The sequence below is a fragment of the Pelomonas lactea genome (assembly GCF_043555885.1).
Classification (GTDB): Bacteria; Pseudomonadota; Gammaproteobacteria; order Burkholderiales; family Burkholderiaceae_C; genus Pelomonas; species Pelomonas lactea.
Map to the genome: position 1 here is coordinate 632501 of NZ_JBIGHX010000001.1, position 16618 is coordinate 649118.

17 protein-coding genes are annotated in these 16618 nt (G+C 68.4%); 13 read left to right on the forward strand and 4 right to left on the reverse strand.

The annotated features are described in order from the left end of the window. Positions 1 to 6: 6 nt before the first annotated feature. Entirely contained in the window at positions 7 to 2241 is a 2235-nt protein-coding gene (locus ACG04Q_RS02785) for a heavy metal translocating P-type ATPase (protein ID WP_394509292.1), read from the reverse strand. Positions 2242 to 2389: 148 nt separating this feature from the next. On the opposite strand from ACG04Q_RS02785, the gene ACG04Q_RS02790 reads away from it, so the two are divergent. Genes ACG04Q_RS02790 through ACG04Q_RS02800 form a run of 3 tightly spaced genes read left to right on the forward strand, consistent with a single transcriptional unit; the run spans position 2390 to position 4499 of the window. Further along, positions 2390 to 2743, forward strand: a complete 354-nt coding sequence (locus tag ACG04Q_RS02790) for a GntR family transcriptional regulator (RefSeq protein WP_394509293.1) — start codon at positions 2390 to 2392, stop codon at positions 2741 to 2743. After that, the gene (locus ACG04Q_RS02795) at positions 2740 to 3615 is read left to right on the forward strand and encodes an ABC transporter ATP-binding protein (RefSeq protein ID WP_394509294.1); all 876 of its coding nucleotides are present in this window, start codon (positions 2740 to 2742) and stop codon (positions 3613 to 3615) included. Before ACG04Q_RS02790 ends, ACG04Q_RS02795 begins: the two co-directional genes overlap by 4 nt. An 11-nt stretch (positions 3616 to 3626) precedes the next feature. Then, entirely contained in the window at positions 3627 to 4499 is an 873-nt protein-coding gene (locus ACG04Q_RS02800; RefSeq protein WP_394509295.1) for a hypothetical protein, read from the forward strand. A gap of 65 nt (positions 4500 to 4564) precedes the next feature. On the opposite strand, the gene ACG04Q_RS02805 is transcribed toward ACG04Q_RS02800, so the two are convergent. Together ACG04Q_RS02805 and corA are read right to left on the reverse strand one after the other, a co-directional pair. Next, positions 4565 to 5425, reverse strand: coding sequence for a ferritin family protein (locus ACG04Q_RS02805; protein ID WP_394509296.1), 861 nt, complete (start codon positions 5423 to 5425; stop codon positions 4565 to 4567). Positions 5426 to 5850: 425 nt separating this feature from the next. Beyond that, complete coding sequence (gene corA, locus ACG04Q_RS02810; protein WP_394509297.1) at positions 5851 to 6843, reverse strand: magnesium/cobalt transporter CorA; 993 nt, start codon at positions 6841 to 6843, stop codon at positions 5851 to 5853. A gap of 402 nt (positions 6844 to 7245) precedes the next feature. On the opposite strand from corA, the gene hpf reads away from it, so the two are divergent. From hpf to hprK, 3 genes are all read left to right on the forward strand, one after another. Continuing rightward, positions 7246 to 7587: a ribosome hibernation-promoting factor, HPF/YfiA family gene (gene hpf / locus ACG04Q_RS02815; RefSeq protein ID WP_056200061.1), complete on the forward strand. Its 342-nt coding sequence runs from the start codon at positions 7246 to 7248 to the stop codon at positions 7585 to 7587. 254 nt (positions 7588 to 7841) lie between these two features. Beyond that, complete coding sequence (gene ptsN / locus ACG04Q_RS02820) at positions 7842 to 8312, forward strand: PTS IIA-like nitrogen regulatory protein PtsN (RefSeq protein WP_394509298.1); 471 nt, start codon at positions 7842 to 7844, stop codon at positions 8310 to 8312. 48 nt (positions 8313 to 8360) lie between these two features. After that, positions 8361 to 9317, forward strand: a complete 957-nt coding sequence (gene hprK / locus ACG04Q_RS02825) for an HPr(Ser) kinase/phosphatase (RefSeq protein WP_394509299.1) — start codon at positions 8361 to 8363, stop codon at positions 9315 to 9317. 88 nt (positions 9318 to 9405) lie between these two features. Here the strand turns inward: hprK and fur are convergent, their stop codons facing one another. Further along, positions 9406 to 9846 carry a ferric iron uptake transcriptional regulator gene (fur, locus tag ACG04Q_RS02830; RefSeq protein ID WP_394509301.1) on the reverse strand — a complete coding sequence of 147 codons (441 nt, stop codon included), beginning with the start codon at positions 9844 to 9846 and terminating at the stop codon, positions 9406 to 9408. A gap of 113 nt (positions 9847 to 9959) precedes the next feature. Between fur and ACG04Q_RS02835 the strand changes: the two genes are divergently transcribed. The 7 genes from ACG04Q_RS02835 to holA are packed head-to-tail and all read left to right on the forward strand — an operon-like array spanning position 9960 to position 16593. Further along, on the forward strand, positions 9960 to 10529 hold the full coding sequence (locus ACG04Q_RS02835; protein WP_394509302.1) for an outer membrane protein assembly factor BamE: 570 nt from the start codon (positions 9960 to 9962) through the stop codon (positions 10527 to 10529). Further along, the gene (gene dapB, locus ACG04Q_RS02840; RefSeq protein WP_394509303.1) at positions 10526 to 11266 is read left to right on the forward strand and encodes a 4-hydroxy-tetrahydrodipicolinate reductase; all 741 of its coding nucleotides are present in this window, start codon (positions 10526 to 10528) and stop codon (positions 11264 to 11266) included. Before ACG04Q_RS02835 ends, dapB begins: the two co-directional genes overlap by 4 nt. Position 11267: 1 nt before the next feature. Continuing rightward, positions 11268 to 11909: a MotA/TolQ/ExbB proton channel family protein gene (locus ACG04Q_RS02845; protein WP_394509304.1), complete on the forward strand. Its 642-nt coding sequence runs from the start codon at positions 11268 to 11270 to the stop codon at positions 11907 to 11909. 2 nt (positions 11910 to 11911) lie between these two features. Further along, positions 11912 to 12337, forward strand: a complete 426-nt coding sequence (locus ACG04Q_RS02850; protein WP_394509305.1) for an ExbD/TolR family protein — start codon at positions 11912 to 11914, stop codon at positions 12335 to 12337. Between the two features lie 40 nt (positions 12338 to 12377). Next, complete coding sequence (leuS, locus tag ACG04Q_RS02855) at positions 12378 to 15038, forward strand: leucine--tRNA ligase (protein WP_394509306.1); 2661 nt, start codon at positions 12378 to 12380, stop codon at positions 15036 to 15038. Then, positions 15038 to 15523: an LPS-assembly lipoprotein LptE gene (locus ACG04Q_RS02860; protein WP_394509307.1), complete on the forward strand. Its 486-nt coding sequence runs from the start codon at positions 15038 to 15040 to the stop codon at positions 15521 to 15523. The genes leuS and ACG04Q_RS02860 overlap by 1 nt, the downstream gene beginning before the upstream one ends. Further along, complete coding sequence (holA, locus tag ACG04Q_RS02865) at positions 15523 to 16593, forward strand: DNA polymerase III subunit delta (protein WP_394509309.1); 1071 nt, start codon at positions 15523 to 15525, stop codon at positions 16591 to 16593. Before ACG04Q_RS02860 ends, holA begins: the two co-directional genes overlap by 1 nt. Positions 16594 to 16618: the final 25 nt, after the last annotated feature.

Consider the following 16618-nt stretch of genomic DNA (forward strand, 5'->3'; position numbering starts at 1 on the left):
ACGGCATCAACGCGGCGGGTCCAGGTCCGCCTTCAACAGGCGCAGCCCATTGGCCACCACCAGCAGGCTGGCGCCCATGTCGGCGAACACGGCCATCCACATCGTCGCGCTGCCGAACACGGCGAGCAGGAAGAACACCGCCTTCACGCCCAGCGCGAACACGATGTTCTGCCACAGCACCGCGTGCGTGTGGCGCGACAGCCGGATGACGGCCGGTATGCGGCGCAGGTCGTCGTTCATGATGACCACGTCGGCCGCCTCCATCGCCGTGTCCGTGCCGGCCGCGCCCATCGCGATGCCGATGTCGGCCCGGGCCAGCGCCGGCGCGTCGTTGATGCCGTCGCCCGTCATGCCGGTGAGCCCGACGCGCTGCTGCAGCGCCTGCACCGCGTCGAGCTTGTGCTGCGGCAGCAGGTTGCCGCGCGCCTCGCGGATGCCGACCTGCGCCGCAATGCTCTGCGCCGTCGCGTCGTTGTCGCCCGTCAGCAGCACGGGCGTGACGCCCAGTGCCACCAGCTCGGCCACCGCCGCCCGCGACGTCGGCTTCAGCGTATCGGCCACGGCGAACAGCGCGATGACGCCCTGCTCGTCGGCCAGCAGCGTGACGGTGCGGCCCAGTGCCTCGTGCCGTTGCAGCCGCGCCTCCAGCTCGGCACTGCACTGGCCGCGCTCCTCGATGAGCCTGTGGTTGCCCAGCACATGGGCCTGGCCGCCGATGCGCCCCTGCACGCCGCGGCCGGCCAGCGCGGTGAACGCGTCGACCGGGGTCGGCGCCACGCCCAGCCCCTGCGCAATGGCGCGGGACACCGGGTGGTCCGACCGCGCCGCCAGGCTGGCAGCCAGGCGCTGTGCGGCCGCCGCATCACCACGCAGCACGGCCTGCTCCACCAGCCGCGGCCGGCCCTCGGTGAGGGTGCCGGTCTTGTCCAGCGCCAGCGCCTTCAGCCGGCGGGCGTCTTCGAGATAGGTGCCGCCCTTGATGAGGATGCCGCGCCGGGCCGCCGCTGCCAGCGCGCTGACGACGCTGACCGGCGTGGCGATCACCAGCGCGCAGGGGCAGGCGATGACCAGCAGCACCAGCGCCTTGTAGATGCCCTGCAGCCAGGGGGCGCCCGTCAACGCCGGCAGCAGCACCGCCACGGCCACGGCCAGCACGAAGACGACCGGCGTGTAGACCGCTGCGAAGCGGTCCACTAAGCGCTGCGTCGGCGCGCGCGTGCCCTGGGCCTGCTCGACGGCGCGGATGATGCGGGCCAGCGTCGTGTCGGACGCAGCGGCGGTGACGCGGAACTCCAGCTCGCCCGTCTCGTTGAGGGTGCCGGCGAAGACAGCGTCGCCCACCGTCTTCTCGACCGGGAGGCTCTCGCCGGTCACCGGCGCTTGGTTGACCGCGCTGCTGCCGCGCGTGACGGTGCCGTCCAGCGGCACTCGCTCGCCGGGGCGCAGGCGGACGAGGCTGCCGATGGCAACCCCGGCGACCGGCACCGTGACCCACGCGCCGCCAGGCTGCTGCACCAACGCGGCCTCCGGCGCCATCGCCATCAGGCCCTGGATGGCGTTGCGCGCCCGGTCCACCGAGCGCGCCTCGATGAGCTCGGCGATGGCATAGAGGGCCATCACCATGGCCGCCTCCGGCCACTGGCCGATCAGGAAGGCGCCGGTGACCGCCACCGTCATCAGCGCATTGATGTTGAGCTTGAAGCGGCGCAGCGCCGCGAGACCCTTGGTGTAGGTGTCAACGCCGGCCAGCGCGATGGCCACCACCGCCACCACCATGCCCAGCGCCTGGCTGGCGCCGCCGTGCGGCAGCCACAGCTCCACGCCCTCCGCCGCCAGCGCCACCAGCAGCGCCACGCCCAGCCGGGCCACGCCGGCGCCGAGGCCGTGCGAATGGCTGCGGTCGTGGTCGTGCTCGTGCCCATCCTGCGCCCGCACGCCAGCCACCTCGACCGGTTGCGGCGTGAAACCCGCCTGGCGGATCGCGTCCAGCGCCCGCAGCAGCGCGTCTTCCGGCGCCGCGATGGTCAGACGGCGCGCCCCCAGCTGGAAGCCCAGCGACGCGATGCCGTCGACGGGCTCCAACGCGCGGCGGATCTCCGCCTCCTCGGCCGAGCAGTCCATTGTTGGGATGAGAAACGTCCGGCCAACGCCCGGTGCGGCGTCGGCGCGCGCACCCTCATGGCCGGCGCCGCAGCCGCCACCGGAACAGGCGGAGCAAAGAGGTGAGGAGGTGTCGTTCATGGCGCCATTCCAAACCCTGGGGTGGCTCCAGAGTCAAGCACACAATGCGGCCCATCCCGCCAAATCTGCAGTCTGTCGCCCCCCGCTTGGGGCCGCCCGGACCCGGGAGATATGGTGTGCTACATCAGCAACACACCTCGGAGCTCCCATGACTCCCACCTGGACAGACCAGGCGCCGATCTACCAGCAGCTGGCCGACCGACTGGCCGTGCAGCTGCTGGACGGCAGCCCCCCGGAAGGCGAGGCCCTGCCCTCGGTGCGCGCCCTTGCCAGCCAGTACGTCATCAATCCGCTGACCGTCACGCGGGCGCTGCAGGCGCTGGCCGACCACGGCCTGGTGGAATCGCGCCGCGGCCTGGGCATGTTCGTCACGGCCGGCGCGCGGGAGCGGCTGCTGCGCCAGGAGCGCGAACAGTTCCTGCAGAAGGACTGGCCGGCGCTGCGCGCCAAGCTCAAGCGGCTGGGGCTGACCGCCAAGGATCTGAACTGGGAGTCGACATGAACACCAACCTGATTGAAGTGAAGAACGTCTCGCTGAGCTACGGCAAGAAGACGGCGCTGAACGATGTGTCCGTGACCGTGCCGAAGGGCCGCGTCGTGGGCCTGCTGGGCCACAACGGCGCGGGCAAGACGTCGCTGATGAAGGCGCTCGTGGGCCTGCTGCCGGTGCAGGGCGAGCTGACGGTGCTGGGCCTGAAGCCCACGCACGACCGCCAGAGGCTGCTGGAGCAGCTGAGCTACATCCCCGACGTGGCGGTGCTGCCGCGCTGGGCCCGCGTGCACGAGCTGATCACGCTGATGAGCAAGCTGCAGCCCAAGTTCTCGGCCGAGCGTGCCCGCGCGCTGCTCCAGCGCACCAGCGTCAGCGAAAGCGACAAGGTGAAGAGCCTGTCCAAGGGCATGGTGGCGCAGACGCACCTGGCGCTGATCGCCGCCATCGACGCGAAGCTGATGATCCTGGACGAGCCGACGCTGGGGCTGGACGTGGTGTCGCGCAAGAGCTTCTACGAGATGCTGATCGACGAGTGGTGCGACGGCGAGCGCAGCGTGCTGATCTCGACGCACCAGGTGGAGGAGGTGGAGGCGCTGCTGAGCGACGTGATCATGCTGGACGAGGGCCGCGTGGCGCTGGCCATCAGCCTGGAGGACATCGACCGACGCTTCGTCGCGCTGAACCACGACCCGGCCGCCGCCGACGCGATGGCCGCCGCCCACCCGCTGCTGCGCTACCGCGAGCAGGGCCGCACGACGTCGCTGTTCGACGGCGCCCCGCCCGAGCACATCACCAGCCTGGGCCAGCGCGTGCGGCCCAGCCTCGTGGATCTCTTCATGGCGCTGACCCGCAACCCGGCGCTGAACAGCAAGCAAGCCTGAGGACCGACACCATGCACACCCACATTCCCACCCTGCTGCAACGCGAATGGATGCAGCACAAGCGCGGCTGGCTGATCACGGCGCTGGCGCCACCACTGCTGTTCCTGGCCGTGCTGCCGTTCAGCGACTTCCAGGGTCTGCCAACGAAGAACCCCGAGCTGATGTCGATCGCCATCCTGCTGATCTCGGTCGCTGCGGTCTATGTGATCTGCCTGTTGGTGGGGCTGTTCCAGCTGCCGGGCCTGGCGCGGCGCGACACGCAGGACCGCTCCATCGAGTTCTGGCTGTCGCTGCCAGGCCGACCCGCCGAGAGCGTGTTGGCAACCGTGCTGGCGCACGCGTGGCTGGCGCCGCTGGGCGGCGCGCTCATCGGCGCGCTGCTGGGCCTGCCCATTGCGGTGGGCGTGCTGGGCAGCAAGATGGGCCTGGCCCATGCGATGGGCACGAACTGGGGCGAGGTCATCGCCGCGGCGGGGCCGGTGCTGCTGCGCGGCCTGGCAGGCACCTTCCTGTTGACGCTGTGGCTGGCGCCGTTCTTCCTGCTGCTGATGGCCGCATCCAGCTGGCTCAAGCGCCTGGGCGTACCGGTGGTGCTGGTGGGCGTGGGCGTGACGGTCGCCGTGCTCTACAACGTCTATGACATCACCTGGCCGCTCGAAGCGCTGCAGGGCCTGAACGCACGCATCAACCAGACGCTGATCCACAGCGGACCGGGCCTGCAAGAGGCGCTGAAGCAAGAGGACGTCGGCAGCCTGGTCAACTGGGCGCTCAAGGACTTCGGCCATGCGCTGGCCGACCTGGCCTCGCTGCAGTTCCTGGGCTGGGCCGCCATCGCCGCCGGCGCCTTCACGCTCGTCGTCATGAAGCGCACGCGCGGCGGCTGAGCGCCAGCCGGCTTGCCAACGAAAAGAGGCCCCGAGGGGCCTCTTTTCGTTGAGGGGGACGCTGATCAGGCGGCCGAGGCCGTACCGGCCGGCGGCACGACGCGCGCCGTCACTTCCTTGCGGAAGCGGTTGAGTTCCTGGACGGTCGCGAAGCTGCGGTCCATCAGCAGGCTCATGTTGTGCAGGATGCGCTCGACGACCTTGTTCTCCCACACGGAGTCGAACTGGATCTGCTTGTCCAGCCAGCGCTCCAGCCACTCGGGGTCGGGCAGGCGGCTCTGGATGGTGTCGCGCGGGAACAGCTTGGCGTTCACGTGCAGGTTGGTGGGGTGCAGCGCCTGCGCCGTGCGACGGGCGCTGGCCATCAGCACGCCCACCTTGGCGAACGCAGCACGCGCCTCGTCGCCGAACTTGGCCATCGCACGCTTCATGTAGCGCAGGTAGGCGCCACCGTGGCGGGCTTCGTCGCGCGACAGGGTTTCGTAGATGGCCTTGATGACCGGCTCGGTGTGCCATTCGGCGGCACGGCGGTACCAGTGGTTCAGGCGGATCTCGCCGCAGAAGTGCAGCATCAGCGTTTCCAGCGCGGGGGCCGGGTCGAAGTCGAAGCGCACCTCGTGCAGCTCTTCCTCCGTCGGCACGAGGTCGGGGCGGAAGCGCTTCAGGTACTCCATCAGCACCAGGCTGTGCTTCTGCTCCTCGAAGAACCAGACCGACATGAAGGCCGAGAAATCACTGTCCTCACGGTTGTCGCGCAGGAACATCTCGGTGGCCGGCAGCGCCGACCATTCCGTGATGGCATTCATCTTGATCGTCTGAGCCTGCTCATCGGTGAGCAGGCTGGCGTCGAACTTGTCCCAGGGAATGTCGCTGTCCATGTTCCAGCGCACGGCTTCAAGTTGCTTGAACAGTTCGGGGTAAAGCATGGTCGGTCCTCGTTTAGAGGCTGGATTCTAAAAGTTTGTGAGCGCAGTCAGGCTCGCGGGCCTGAAGCGGCCGCTCAGGCCTGCTCATGACTGTTTGCAATCGCGCGCCATCAAAGGCGCAGAACCTCGCCAGCCGACGACGCTGGCAACAATCGTCGCCCGAACGCGGGACAGCGCCGCGTAACTTCGTGCTGGTGGGCGGCTCTACAGCTACACATGGTGAAAACCCGAGCGGAAAGCTCAAACGGAGGAGCCCCACCCACGGAATTTAGGCCGCTCAACCTCTCTGGACAGAGCAGCAATCTCGGAGCCGTTCTCCTCCTCCTCCCTCCCTCCCTCGTTGGCTTCGAGGCGTTCTGCGGCCGCTTTTACAAACAAGGCCCGTGTCGAGCGACACGGGCCTTTCTGTTGAGGCCGGCAGCGGGCTACTTCAGCCACCCCTTGCGGCGAAAGTAAATGAAGGGCGCGGCCACCGACAGCAGCATCAGCACCAGCGCGAACGGGTAGCCCCACTCCGACTCCAGCTCCGGCATGTTCTTGAAGTTCATGCCGTAGATGGACGCGATCAGCGTGGGCGGCAGCAGCGCGACGCTGGCCACCGAGAAGATCTTGATGATCTTGTTCTGGTTGATGTTGATGAAGCCGACCGTGGCGTCCATCAGAAAGTTGATCTTGTCGAACAGGAAGGCGGTGTGCGAGTCCAGCGAGTCGATGTCGCGCAGGATCTGGCGCGACTCCTCGAACTGCTCCGCGTTCAGCATGCGGCTGCGCATCATGAAGCTCACCGCGCGGCGCGTGTCCATCACGTTGCGGCGGATGCGGCCGTTCAAGTCTTCCTCGCGGGCGATGGAACCCAGCACCTCGCCGGCCTCGGCATCGGTCACGTCGCTCTTCAGCACGCGGGCGCTCACCGCCTCCAGCTTGTCGTAGATGCCCTCCAGCACGTCGGCCGAATACTCGGCGTCGGCGTCGTAGAGCTTCAGCAGCACGTCCTTGGCATCCTCGATCAGCGCCGGGATGCGCCGCGCCCGCAGCCGCAGCAGGCGGAACACCGGCAAGTCCTCGTTGTGCACGGAGAACAGCACGTTGTTGTAGAGGATGAAGGCCACGCGCACATTGCGCGCCGGCTTGGCCCCGTCGGCATCGTCACTGCCCTCGATGAGGAAGTCGGAGCGGATGTGCAACTCGCCGTTGTCTTCCTCGTAGAAGCGCGCCGATTCCTCCAGGTCTTCATCGACGATGTCCTCGGGAATGGTCAGCCCGAAGCGGTCGCGGATCCAGCCCTTCTCCTCGACGCTGGGGCTTTCCAGGTCGACCCAGATCGGGCGCGACAGAGCCAGGTCTTCAGCGGTTTCGATTTCTTCCTGGAACAGCCCGCCCTTCAGGCGGCCATTGTCCAGCGTGAACACATTCAGCATGCATCGTCTCCAGCAGCGCTGGCAAAGGACGACGCCTGGCGCCGTCCGGGGTGGCGGGGTCAGTCAACCGTCTCACTCCGGGCGGGCGCGGCCTGCTCAGGGCCGCCGGCGGGAGTGGACGGTCACCGAGGGTGATCGCTGTCCAAGAAGGGCTCCGTGGGGGAAATAGCCGTGGATTATTGCACCCGCGCAAGCCGTGAAAGAAGACGCAAAAACGAGGCCTGAGCTACGACAAAAGCTCACCGCCATCCTCTTGTCACGCAGCCACTTTGCGCGCAGACTGGGCTCGTCGATTCCCCACTCCCACCCACCTCCGCTACCCGAAAGACCCCTCCTCCTCCCTCCCCCTTCCCCTGTTTTTTGGTTCCGTTTTTCCGACCCATTCCTCTGAAAGGAGGCTTTATGAATCTGACGATCAGTGGCCATCACCTCGAAGTCACCCCGGCGCTGCGCGAATACGTGCTCACCAAGCTGGACCGCGTGACTCGCCACTTCGACCAGGTTGTTGATATCAACGTCCTGCTGACCGTAGAGAAGCAAAAGGAGAAGGAACGCCGCCAGCGCGCTGAAGTCACGCTGCACGTGAAGGGCCGCGACATCTTTGTCGAGCAGTCCCATGAAGACCTGTACGCCGCCATCGACCAGTTGATGGACAAGCTGGACCGCCAGGTCTGCCGGCACAAGGACAAGGTGCAAGACCACCACCACGCCTCGGCCAAGCGCCTTGAGGTGCCCGCCCGCTGAACACCGGGCGATCCGTCCTCCAGCGGCCTGCGGGCCGCTTTTGTTTTGCGCGATGCGCAACCGGCAGCCCAACGGCTGTTGCTGCAGTGCCGCAAAAACCCGCATTCAGGGGTCGCCAAGGGCCTTTTCCACGCCAGCATGTCCACCCGCCCTCCCCAAAACGGCGCGCAGTTCCATAATCTGCGACTCTGATTGACCCACCCGCCCGGCTCCGGCCGCGCCGACCAGGCGCCCCCGACGCTCGGCCCCAGCCCATGAACCGTCTCGCCGCCATCCTGCCCGCCGACAACGTGTTGGTGAACGTGGATGCGTCCAGCAAGAAGCGCGCCTTCGAACACGCCGGCCTGCTGTTCGAAAACCACCACCAGATGGCCCGCGCGCTGGTCACCGACAACCTTTTCGCGCGCGAGCGCCTGGGGTCCACCGGCCTGGGCCACGGCGTGGCCATCCCGCACGGCCGCGTGAAGGGCCTGAAGAACCCACTGGCCGCCGTGCTGCGCCTGCAGCAACCCATCGCGTTCGATGCGCCGGACGATGAGCCCGTGGGCCTGCTGATCTTCCTGCTGGTCCCCGAGGCCGCCACGCAGCGGCACCTGGAGATCCTGTCCGAGATCGCCGAGATGCTGTCGGACCGCGAACTGCGCGAGCAGCTCAAGACCGAGGCCGAGGCGGCCACGCTGCACAAGCTCATCGCGGCCTGGGAGCCGCTGAAGTCCGTCGCTTGAGCCGCCAATCGGCGCTTCGCGTAAACCCTTAGCCCGTCACCGTCCGACTTGAAACCCACCTCGATCAGCGCCGAGCGGCTCTTCGAAGAACACCGCGAGGCACTCCGCTGGGAGTGGATCGCCGGCCACGGCCATCCCGAGCGCCGCTTCGACGAGGCCGCGGTGCGGGACGCGCAAAGCGCCGCCGATCTGGTGGGCTACCTGAACTACATCCACCCCTACCGGGTGCAGATCGTCGGCCGGCGCGAGGTGGCTTACCTGAGCCAGGAAAGCACGGAGGTCCAGGATCGCCGCATCTCGCGCATCGTCACGCTGGAGCCGCCGGTCATCATCGTGGCCGACGATTCCGCACCGCCGCCGCGCCTGGTGGCCATGTGCGACCGTGCCGAGATTCCGCTGTTCCGCACCACGGAGTCCGCCGGCCACGTCATCGACCTGGTGCGCGGCTACCTGTCGCAGCTGTTTGCCAACCGCACGACGCGCCATGGCGTGTTCATGGACATCCTGGGCCTGGGCGTGCTGCTGACCGGCGAATCGGGCCTGGGCAAGAGCGAGCTGGGGCTGGAGCTGATCTCCCGCGGGCACGGCCTCGTGGCCGACGATGCGGTGGACTTCTTCCGCATCGCGCAGACCGCCATCGAGGGCCGCTGCCCCGAACTGCTGCTGAATCTGCTGGAGGTCCGCGGCATCGGCCTGCTGGACATCAAGGCCATCTTTGGCGAGACGGCGGTGCGCCGCAAGATGCGCCTGAAGCTCATCGTGCACCTGGTGCGCAAGGAGACGATGGAGCGCGACTTCGAGCGCCTGCCCTACGAGCCGCTCTACGAAGACGTGCTGGGCATGCCGGTGCGCAAGGTCGTCATCGCGGTGGACGCCGGCCGCAACCTGGCCGTGCTGGTGGAGGCCGCCGTGCGCAACACCATTCTGCAGCTGCGCGGTATCGACACCTACAAGGAATTCGTCGAACGCCACCAGCGCGCCATCGACAGCGGGTCGCTGGATTGAGGCCCCTCGCGGGGCGGAGATGCTCGCGGCATCCAGCCGCTCGCACATCGCCAGCGCGGGCCGGCCTGGGGCGGCCCGGCGGAGGCGCTCAGTCCTTGTTCGGGCAGTCGACCTTCGTGCAGGTGGCGTACAGCGCCAGCGAATGCTCCTGCAGCTGGAAGCCGCGCTCGCTGGCGATGGCATGCTGGCGGGACTCGATGCCGGCGTCGTAGAACTCCTCGACCTTGCCGCAGTTCAGGCACACCAGATGATCGTGGTGGTGGCCCTCGTTCAGCTCGTAGACGGCCTTGCCGGTCTCGAAATGGTTGCGGCTCAGCAGGCCCGCCTGCTCGAACTGCTGCAGCACGCGGTAGACCGTCGCCAGGCCGATGTCGGCGCCTTCGCCAAGCAAAGCCTTGTAAACATCTTCGGCGGTCATGTGGCGCTGCACCGAGCGCTGGAAGATCTCGAGGATCTTGATGCGCGGCAGCGTCGCCTTGAGGCCGCTGTTCTTGATGTCGCTGGTCTGGGTCTTGGGAGAGGAAGGCATGGCGCGCAGGGGCCGGGACGCTGAAGTGGCCCCGCTAGAATCCGCGCGATCATAGCCAGCCGAGCTTTCGGCGGGCACCTCCGTCCCCTTGCCGCCCTCCAGCCAGCCGCCTCATGCGTCCCCTGCTTGCCTCTCTCCCGCTGCTCGCGCTGCTTGGCGGCTGCTCCAATCTGCCCTCGTGGGCCACGCTGCCCTCCGTCACCGGCGAGAAGGTGCTGGGCTTCGTGACGCCCTACCGCGTCGAGGTCGTGCAGGGCAATGTGCTGACCAAGGAAATGGTGGCCCGCGTCAAGCCCGGCATGCCCAAGGCGCAGGTGCGTGACCTGCTGGGCTCGCCGCTGCTGACCGACGTCTTCCACGAGTCGCGCTGGGACTATCCGTTCACGATCCGCCGCCAGGGCGCGCCGGAGCAGCAGCGCCTGGTCGTCGCCGAGTTCGACGGCGACAAGCTCAAGACGCTGACGGTGCCCGACGACCTGCCGACCGAGAACGAATTCGTTTCCGCCATCAACACCTTCAAGCCCAGCGGCAAACAGCCCAAGCTGGCGCTGAGCGAGGCTGAACGCGCCGCGCTGCCACCGCCCAAGAAGAGCGCCGAAGCCGCGCCGACGGCTGCGGCCGAAGGCCCTGCGCCGGGCCGCGTGTACCCGCCGCTGGATGCCAAGCCGGGAGCCGGCTCGTGATCAAGGTCGCGGTGATGGGCGCCTCCGGGCGCATGGGCAAGATGCTGATCGAGGCCGTCCAGGCCGCCGACGACTGCACGCTGCACGCCACGCTGGACAAGGGCGACGACGTGCGCGCCGGGCTGGCTGGCGCCGACGTGATGATCGACTTCACCCGCCCCGAGGCGACGCTGGCCCACCTGGCCGCCTGCGCCGACCTGGGCGTCAAGGCCGTCGTCGGCACCACCGGCTTCGACGAGGCGCAGAAGGCCGAGCTCGCGAAGTTCGCCGAGCGCACCGCCGTCGTCTTCGCGCCCAACATGAGCGTGGGCGTCAACGTCGTGCTCAAGCTGCTGGACATGGCCGCCCGCGCGCTGGCCGAGGGCTATGACATCGAGATCGTCGAGGCCCACCACCGCATGAAGGTGGACGCGCCCAGCGGCACGGCGCTGCAGATGGGCCAGGTCGTCGCCGACGCCGTCGGCCGCGATCTGAAGGAATGTGCCGTCTACGGCCGCGAGGGCGTGACCGGCACGCGCGACCCGTCGACCATCGGCTTCGCCACCGTGCGCGGCGGCGACATCATCGGCGACCACACCGTGCTGTTCGCCGGCATCGGCGAGCGCATCGAGGTCAGCCACAAGGCCACCAACCGCAGCATCTACGCCCAGGGCAGCCTGCGCTGCGCGCGCTTCCTGGCTGGCGGCAAGACGACCGGCCTGTTCGGCATGAACGACGTGCTGGGTTTCACCCGCTGACATGTTCACCACCTTCTGGGCCCAGAGCGATCTCGTCGGCCGCGGCGTCGCGCTGCTGCTGCTGCTGATGTCGGTCAGCGCCTGGGCGCTGATCCTGTGGAAGACCTGGCTGCTGCGCCGCGCCCGCAAGGGCCTGGTGCGCGCCGTGCCGGCGTTCTGGTCGGCGGCCGGCGTGACCGAAGGCCGCAGCGCGCTGCAGAGCTTCGACACCGAACAGCTGCTGCTGCCGCTGCTGGACGCCGCCACGGCTGAAACGCGGACGGCCACGCTGGACGCCTCGGCCAAGCGTGAATCCCGCCTGACCCGCCGCCTGCGCGACGCGCTGCACGGCGTGCTGGCCAAGCTGCAGTTCGGCCAGGTGCTGCTGGCCTCCGTGGGCGCCACGGCGCCGTTCGTGGGCCTGTTTGGCACCGTCTGGGGCATTTACCACGCGCTGGTCAGCATCTCGGCCAGCGGCAACATCACCATCGAGAAGATCTCAGGCCCGGTCGGCGAGGCGCTGATCATGACGGCCGCGGGCCTCGCGGTCGCGATTCCCGCCGTGCTGGCCTACAACGTCTTCGGCAAGATGGTGGCGGCCTGCGAGGCCGACCTGGAAGGCTTTGCGCACGACCTGCGCGAGCTCCTGGACCACGACGCCTGATCATGGCCTTTGGTCGGCTCGAACGCCCCGACACCGCTCGCCCGATGAGCGACATCAACATGACGCCGCTCATCGACGTCATGCTGGTGCTGCTGGTCATCTTCATGATCACCGCGCCGCTGATGACGGCGTCGCTGCGGCTGGACCTGCCCAAGAGCGAGGCCGCGACGCCCAGTGACGCACCCAGCTTCATCGCCGTGGCGATCACCCCCGACGGCAAACTGCACCTGGGTGACGACGAACTCGACGCCAAGGCCTTCCAGCAGCGCATCTCGGAACTGGGCCGCGCCAATGCGCAGATGGAAGTGCAGCTGCGCGCCGACCAGGCCGTGCCCTATGGCCGCGTGGCCGAGCTGATCGGCTGGGTGCAGGCCGCGGGGCTGAACCGCATCGCCTTCGTCGCGCAGGCCGCCGCGTCGGCACCCTGAGCGAAAGGTCGCGCCTGAGGCGCCACCTAGAATTCGGCGCATGAACGCCAAGACCGAAGCGCCCAGCTACAACCCGAACGAGATCGAAGCCGCCGCCCGTGCCTACTGGACGGAGCGAGACGCCTACCGCGTCACGGAAGACGCGAGCAAGCCTCACTTCTACGCCTGCTCCATGCTGCCCTACCCCAGCGGCAAGCTGCACATGGGCCACGTGCGCAACTACACGATCAACGACATGCTGGCCCGCCAGCTGCGCATGAAGGGCTACAACGTCCTCATGCCCATGGGCTGGGACGCCTTCGGCCTGCCGGCCGAGAACGCCGCGATGAAGGGCAAGGTGCCGCCTGCGCAGTGGACCTACGCCAACATCGCCCACATGAAGGGCCAGATGCAGGCCATGGGCCTGGCCATCGACTGGAGCCGCGAGGTCGCGACCTGCCAGCCCAGCTACTACAAGTGGAACCAGTGGCTGTTCCTGAAGATGCTGGAAGCCGGCATCGCCGAGCGCCGCACGCAGGTCGTCAACTGGGACCCGGTGGACCAGACCGTGCTGGCCAACGAGCAGGTCATCGACGGCCGCGGCTGGCGCTCGGGCGCGCTGGTCGAGAAGCGCGAGATCCCGGGCTACTACCTGAAGATCACGCAGTACGCCGAGGAGTTGCTCTCGGCCGTGGCCAACCCGGAAGACCCGAACTACCTGAGCGGCTGGCCCGAGCGCGTGCGGCTGATGCAGGAAAACTGGATCGGCAAGAGCCAGGGCGTGCGCTTCGCCTTCCCGCACACCATCGAGGGTGGCGGCGGGCGGCTCTGGGTGTTCACGACCCGCGCCGACACCATCATGGGCGTGACCTTCTGCGCCGTGGCGCCGGAGCATCCGCTGGCCACCATCGCGGCCAAGAGCAAGCCCGACGTGGCTGCATTCATCGAGGAATGCAAGGCCGGCGGCACGACCGAGGCCGAGCTCGCCACGCAGGACAAGAAGGGCGTGCCCACGGGCCTGTTCGTCACGCATCCGCTGACTGGCGCCCAGGTCGAGGTCTGGGTCGGCAACTACGTGCTGATGAGCTACGGCGACGGCGCCGTCATGGGCGTGCCGGCGCATGACGAGCGCGACTTCGCGTTTGCGAACAAGTACGGCCTGCCGATCAAGCAGGTCATCGCCGTCGACGACGGGGACTACAACGACAAGACTTGGCGCGAGTCCTACGGCGACAAGTCCAAGGCCCGCTGCATCAACTCCGGCGTGCTGGACGGCCTGTCGCACGTGGAAGCCGTCAACAAGGTCGCCGAACTGCTGGCAGCACAAGGCCTGGGCGAGAAGAAGACCACCTGGCGCCTGCGCGACTGGGGCATCAGCCGCCAGCGCTACTGGGGCACACCCATCCCCATCATCCACTGCGACGACTGCGGCGTGGTGCCGGTGCCCGAGAAGGACCTGCCCGTCACGCTGCCCGAGGACCTGATCCCCGACGGCAGCGGCAACCCGCTGAACAAGCACGCCGGCTTCCTGAACGTCGGCTGCCCCAAGTGCGGCAAGCCGGCCAAGCGCGAGACGGACACGATGGACACCTTCGTGGACTCGTCGTGGTACTTCATGCGCTACTGCGACCCGACGAACGACCAGGCCATGGTCGGCGCGGGCACCGAGTACTGGATGGGGGCTGACAAGGCCAACCCTGGCCGGGTTGGCATGAACCAATACATCGGCGGCATCGAGCACGCCATCCTGCACCTGCTGTACGCGCGCTTCTGGACCAAGGTCATGCGCGACCTGAAGCTGGTGTCGGTCAGCGAGCCGTTCGAGAAGCTGCTGACGCAGGGCATGGTGCTCAAGGGCGCGTTCTTCCACAAGCCCGAGGGCGGCGGCAAGGACTACTACTGGGACCACGAAGTCGACGTCATCCACGACGACAAGGGCGGCATCGCCGGCGCCACGCTGAAGAAGGACGGCACGCGTCTCGAGTACGAGATGACGACCATGTCCAAGTCCAAGAACAACGGCGTGGACCCGCAGGCGCTGATCGACCAGTACGGTGCCGACACGGCCCGCCTGTTCGTGATGTTCGCCAGCCCGCCGGAGCAGACGCTGGAGTGGAACGACGCGGCCGTGGAAGGCGCCCACCGCTTCCTGAAGCGCGTGTGGAACTTCGGCGTGCGCAACGCCGAGGCCATCCAAACCGGCGGCACCGACTTCGCCGCGCTGAACGGCGATGGCAAGACGCTGCGCCGCGAGGTGCACAACGTGCTCAAGCAGGTCAGCTACGACTACGAGCGCATGCAGTACAACACCGTCGTCTCCGGCGCGATGAAGCTGCTGAATGCGCTGGAAGGCTTCAAGGCCGAGGGCCAGGCCGCGGCGGTGCGCGACGGCTTCTCGGTGCTGCTGCGCGTGCTCTACCCGGCCACGCCGCACCTCAGCCACACGCTGTGGCAAGACCTCGGCTTCGCCGCCGAACTGGGCGACCTGCTGGACGCGCCCTGGCCGACGGTGGACGAGGCCGCGCTGGTGCAGGACGAGATCGAGCTGATGCTCCAGGTCAACGGCAAGCTGCGCGGCTCGGTGAAGGTGCCAGCCGGCGCCGACAAGGCGGCCATCGAGGCGGCGGCTCTCGCCAACCCCGAGTTCGCCAAGTTCAGCGAAGGCAAGGCGCCGAAGAAGGTCGTCATCGTGCCGGGCCGCCTGGTCAATGTGGTGGTCTGATGCAGCGACGAGTCGCCCTTCTGGCGCTGACGGCCCTCGCCGGCTGCGGCTTCGAGCTGCGCCGCGAACCTGAACTGCCGTTCAAGACGCTGGCGCTGACCGGCTTCCAGCCCGACTCGCCGCTGGCGGCCGGGCTGCGGCGCCAGGTCAAGCGCACGCCGGTGCAACTGCTGGACGACCCGGCGCGCGCGCAGGTCGTGCTGGAGGTGCTGCAGGAGCACCGTGACCGTACCGTCGTCGCCTCCACCAGCGTGGGCCAGGTTCGCGAATGGCAGCTGCGGCTGAACTTCGACTACCTGATTCGCACCGCCGACGGCGAGCTGCTGGTGCCCAAGGTGGAACTGCGCCTGGCGCGCGACATGAACTACACCGAGACGACGGCGCTGGCCAAGGAGCAGGAGGCCGCCAACCTGTACGGCGCGATGCACTCCGATGCGATCGCACAGGTCATGCGCCGCCTCGCTGCCGTCAAAGTGCAGAACTGATGCAGCTGCGCGCCGAGGCCCTGGGGCCCCACCTGAGCAAGGGCCTGGCCCGCATCTACACCGTGCACGGCGACGAACCGCTGCTGGCGCAGGAGGCGGCCGATCAGATCCGCGCCGCCGCCCGCGCGCACGGGTTCGGCGAGCGGCAGATCTTCATCGTCTCGGGCGCCTATTTCGACTGGGCGCCCGTGCTGGCCGCCGCGCAGGCGATGAGCCTGTTCGCGGAGCGCCAGTTCATCGAGATCCGCATCCCGAACGGCAAGCCCGGCAAGGACGGCTCCGAGGCGCTGCAGCGCTACGCCGAAGCCGCCCCCGACGATGTGCTGACGCTGGTGACGCTGCCGCGCCTGGACAAGACCCAGCTGAGCAGCGCCTGGTTCACGGCGCTGGACGGCCACGGCGTGTCCATCCGCGTCGAGCCCGTCGAGCGCCGCCTGCTGCCGGCCTGGCTGGCACAGCGACTCAAGGCGCAGGGCCAGTCGGTGCCCGAGGGCGAGGACGGCCAGCGCGCGCTGGCCTTCTTCGCAGACCGCGTGGAAGGCAACCTGCTGGCCGCCCACCAGGAGCTGCAGAAGCTGGCGCTGCTGCACCCGAAAGGCGAGCTGACGCTCGCCGACATCGAGGCCGCCGTGCTGGACGTGGCGCGCTTCGACGTGTTCAAGCTCAGCGAGGCCGTGCTGTCCGGCAACGTGCCGCGGCTGCTGCGCATGCTGGGCGGCCTGGAGGCCGAGGGCGAGGCCGCCGTGCTGGTGCACTGGAACCTGGCCGAGGACGCCCGCGCTCTGGCCCGTGTGCGCGCGGCGCTGGACGCCGGCCGGCCGCTGCCGATGGCGATGCGCGAGGCGCGCGTGTGGGGCGCCAAGGAGCGCCTCATCGAGCGCATCGCGCCACGGCTGGAGGCGCCTCAAGCCGGCGCGCTGGTGCAGGCCGCGCAGGTGTGCGACGGCCTCGTCAAGGGCCTGCGCCACCCCGACTGGCCGGGCGACCCCTGGGCCGCGCTGCGGCGCTTCGCGCTGATGCTGGCCGAGACCGCCAGCGGCAAGAGCGGCGCCGTCCTGTCGGCACGCTGACCGCGTCCCGCCCCCGCCCCGCAAC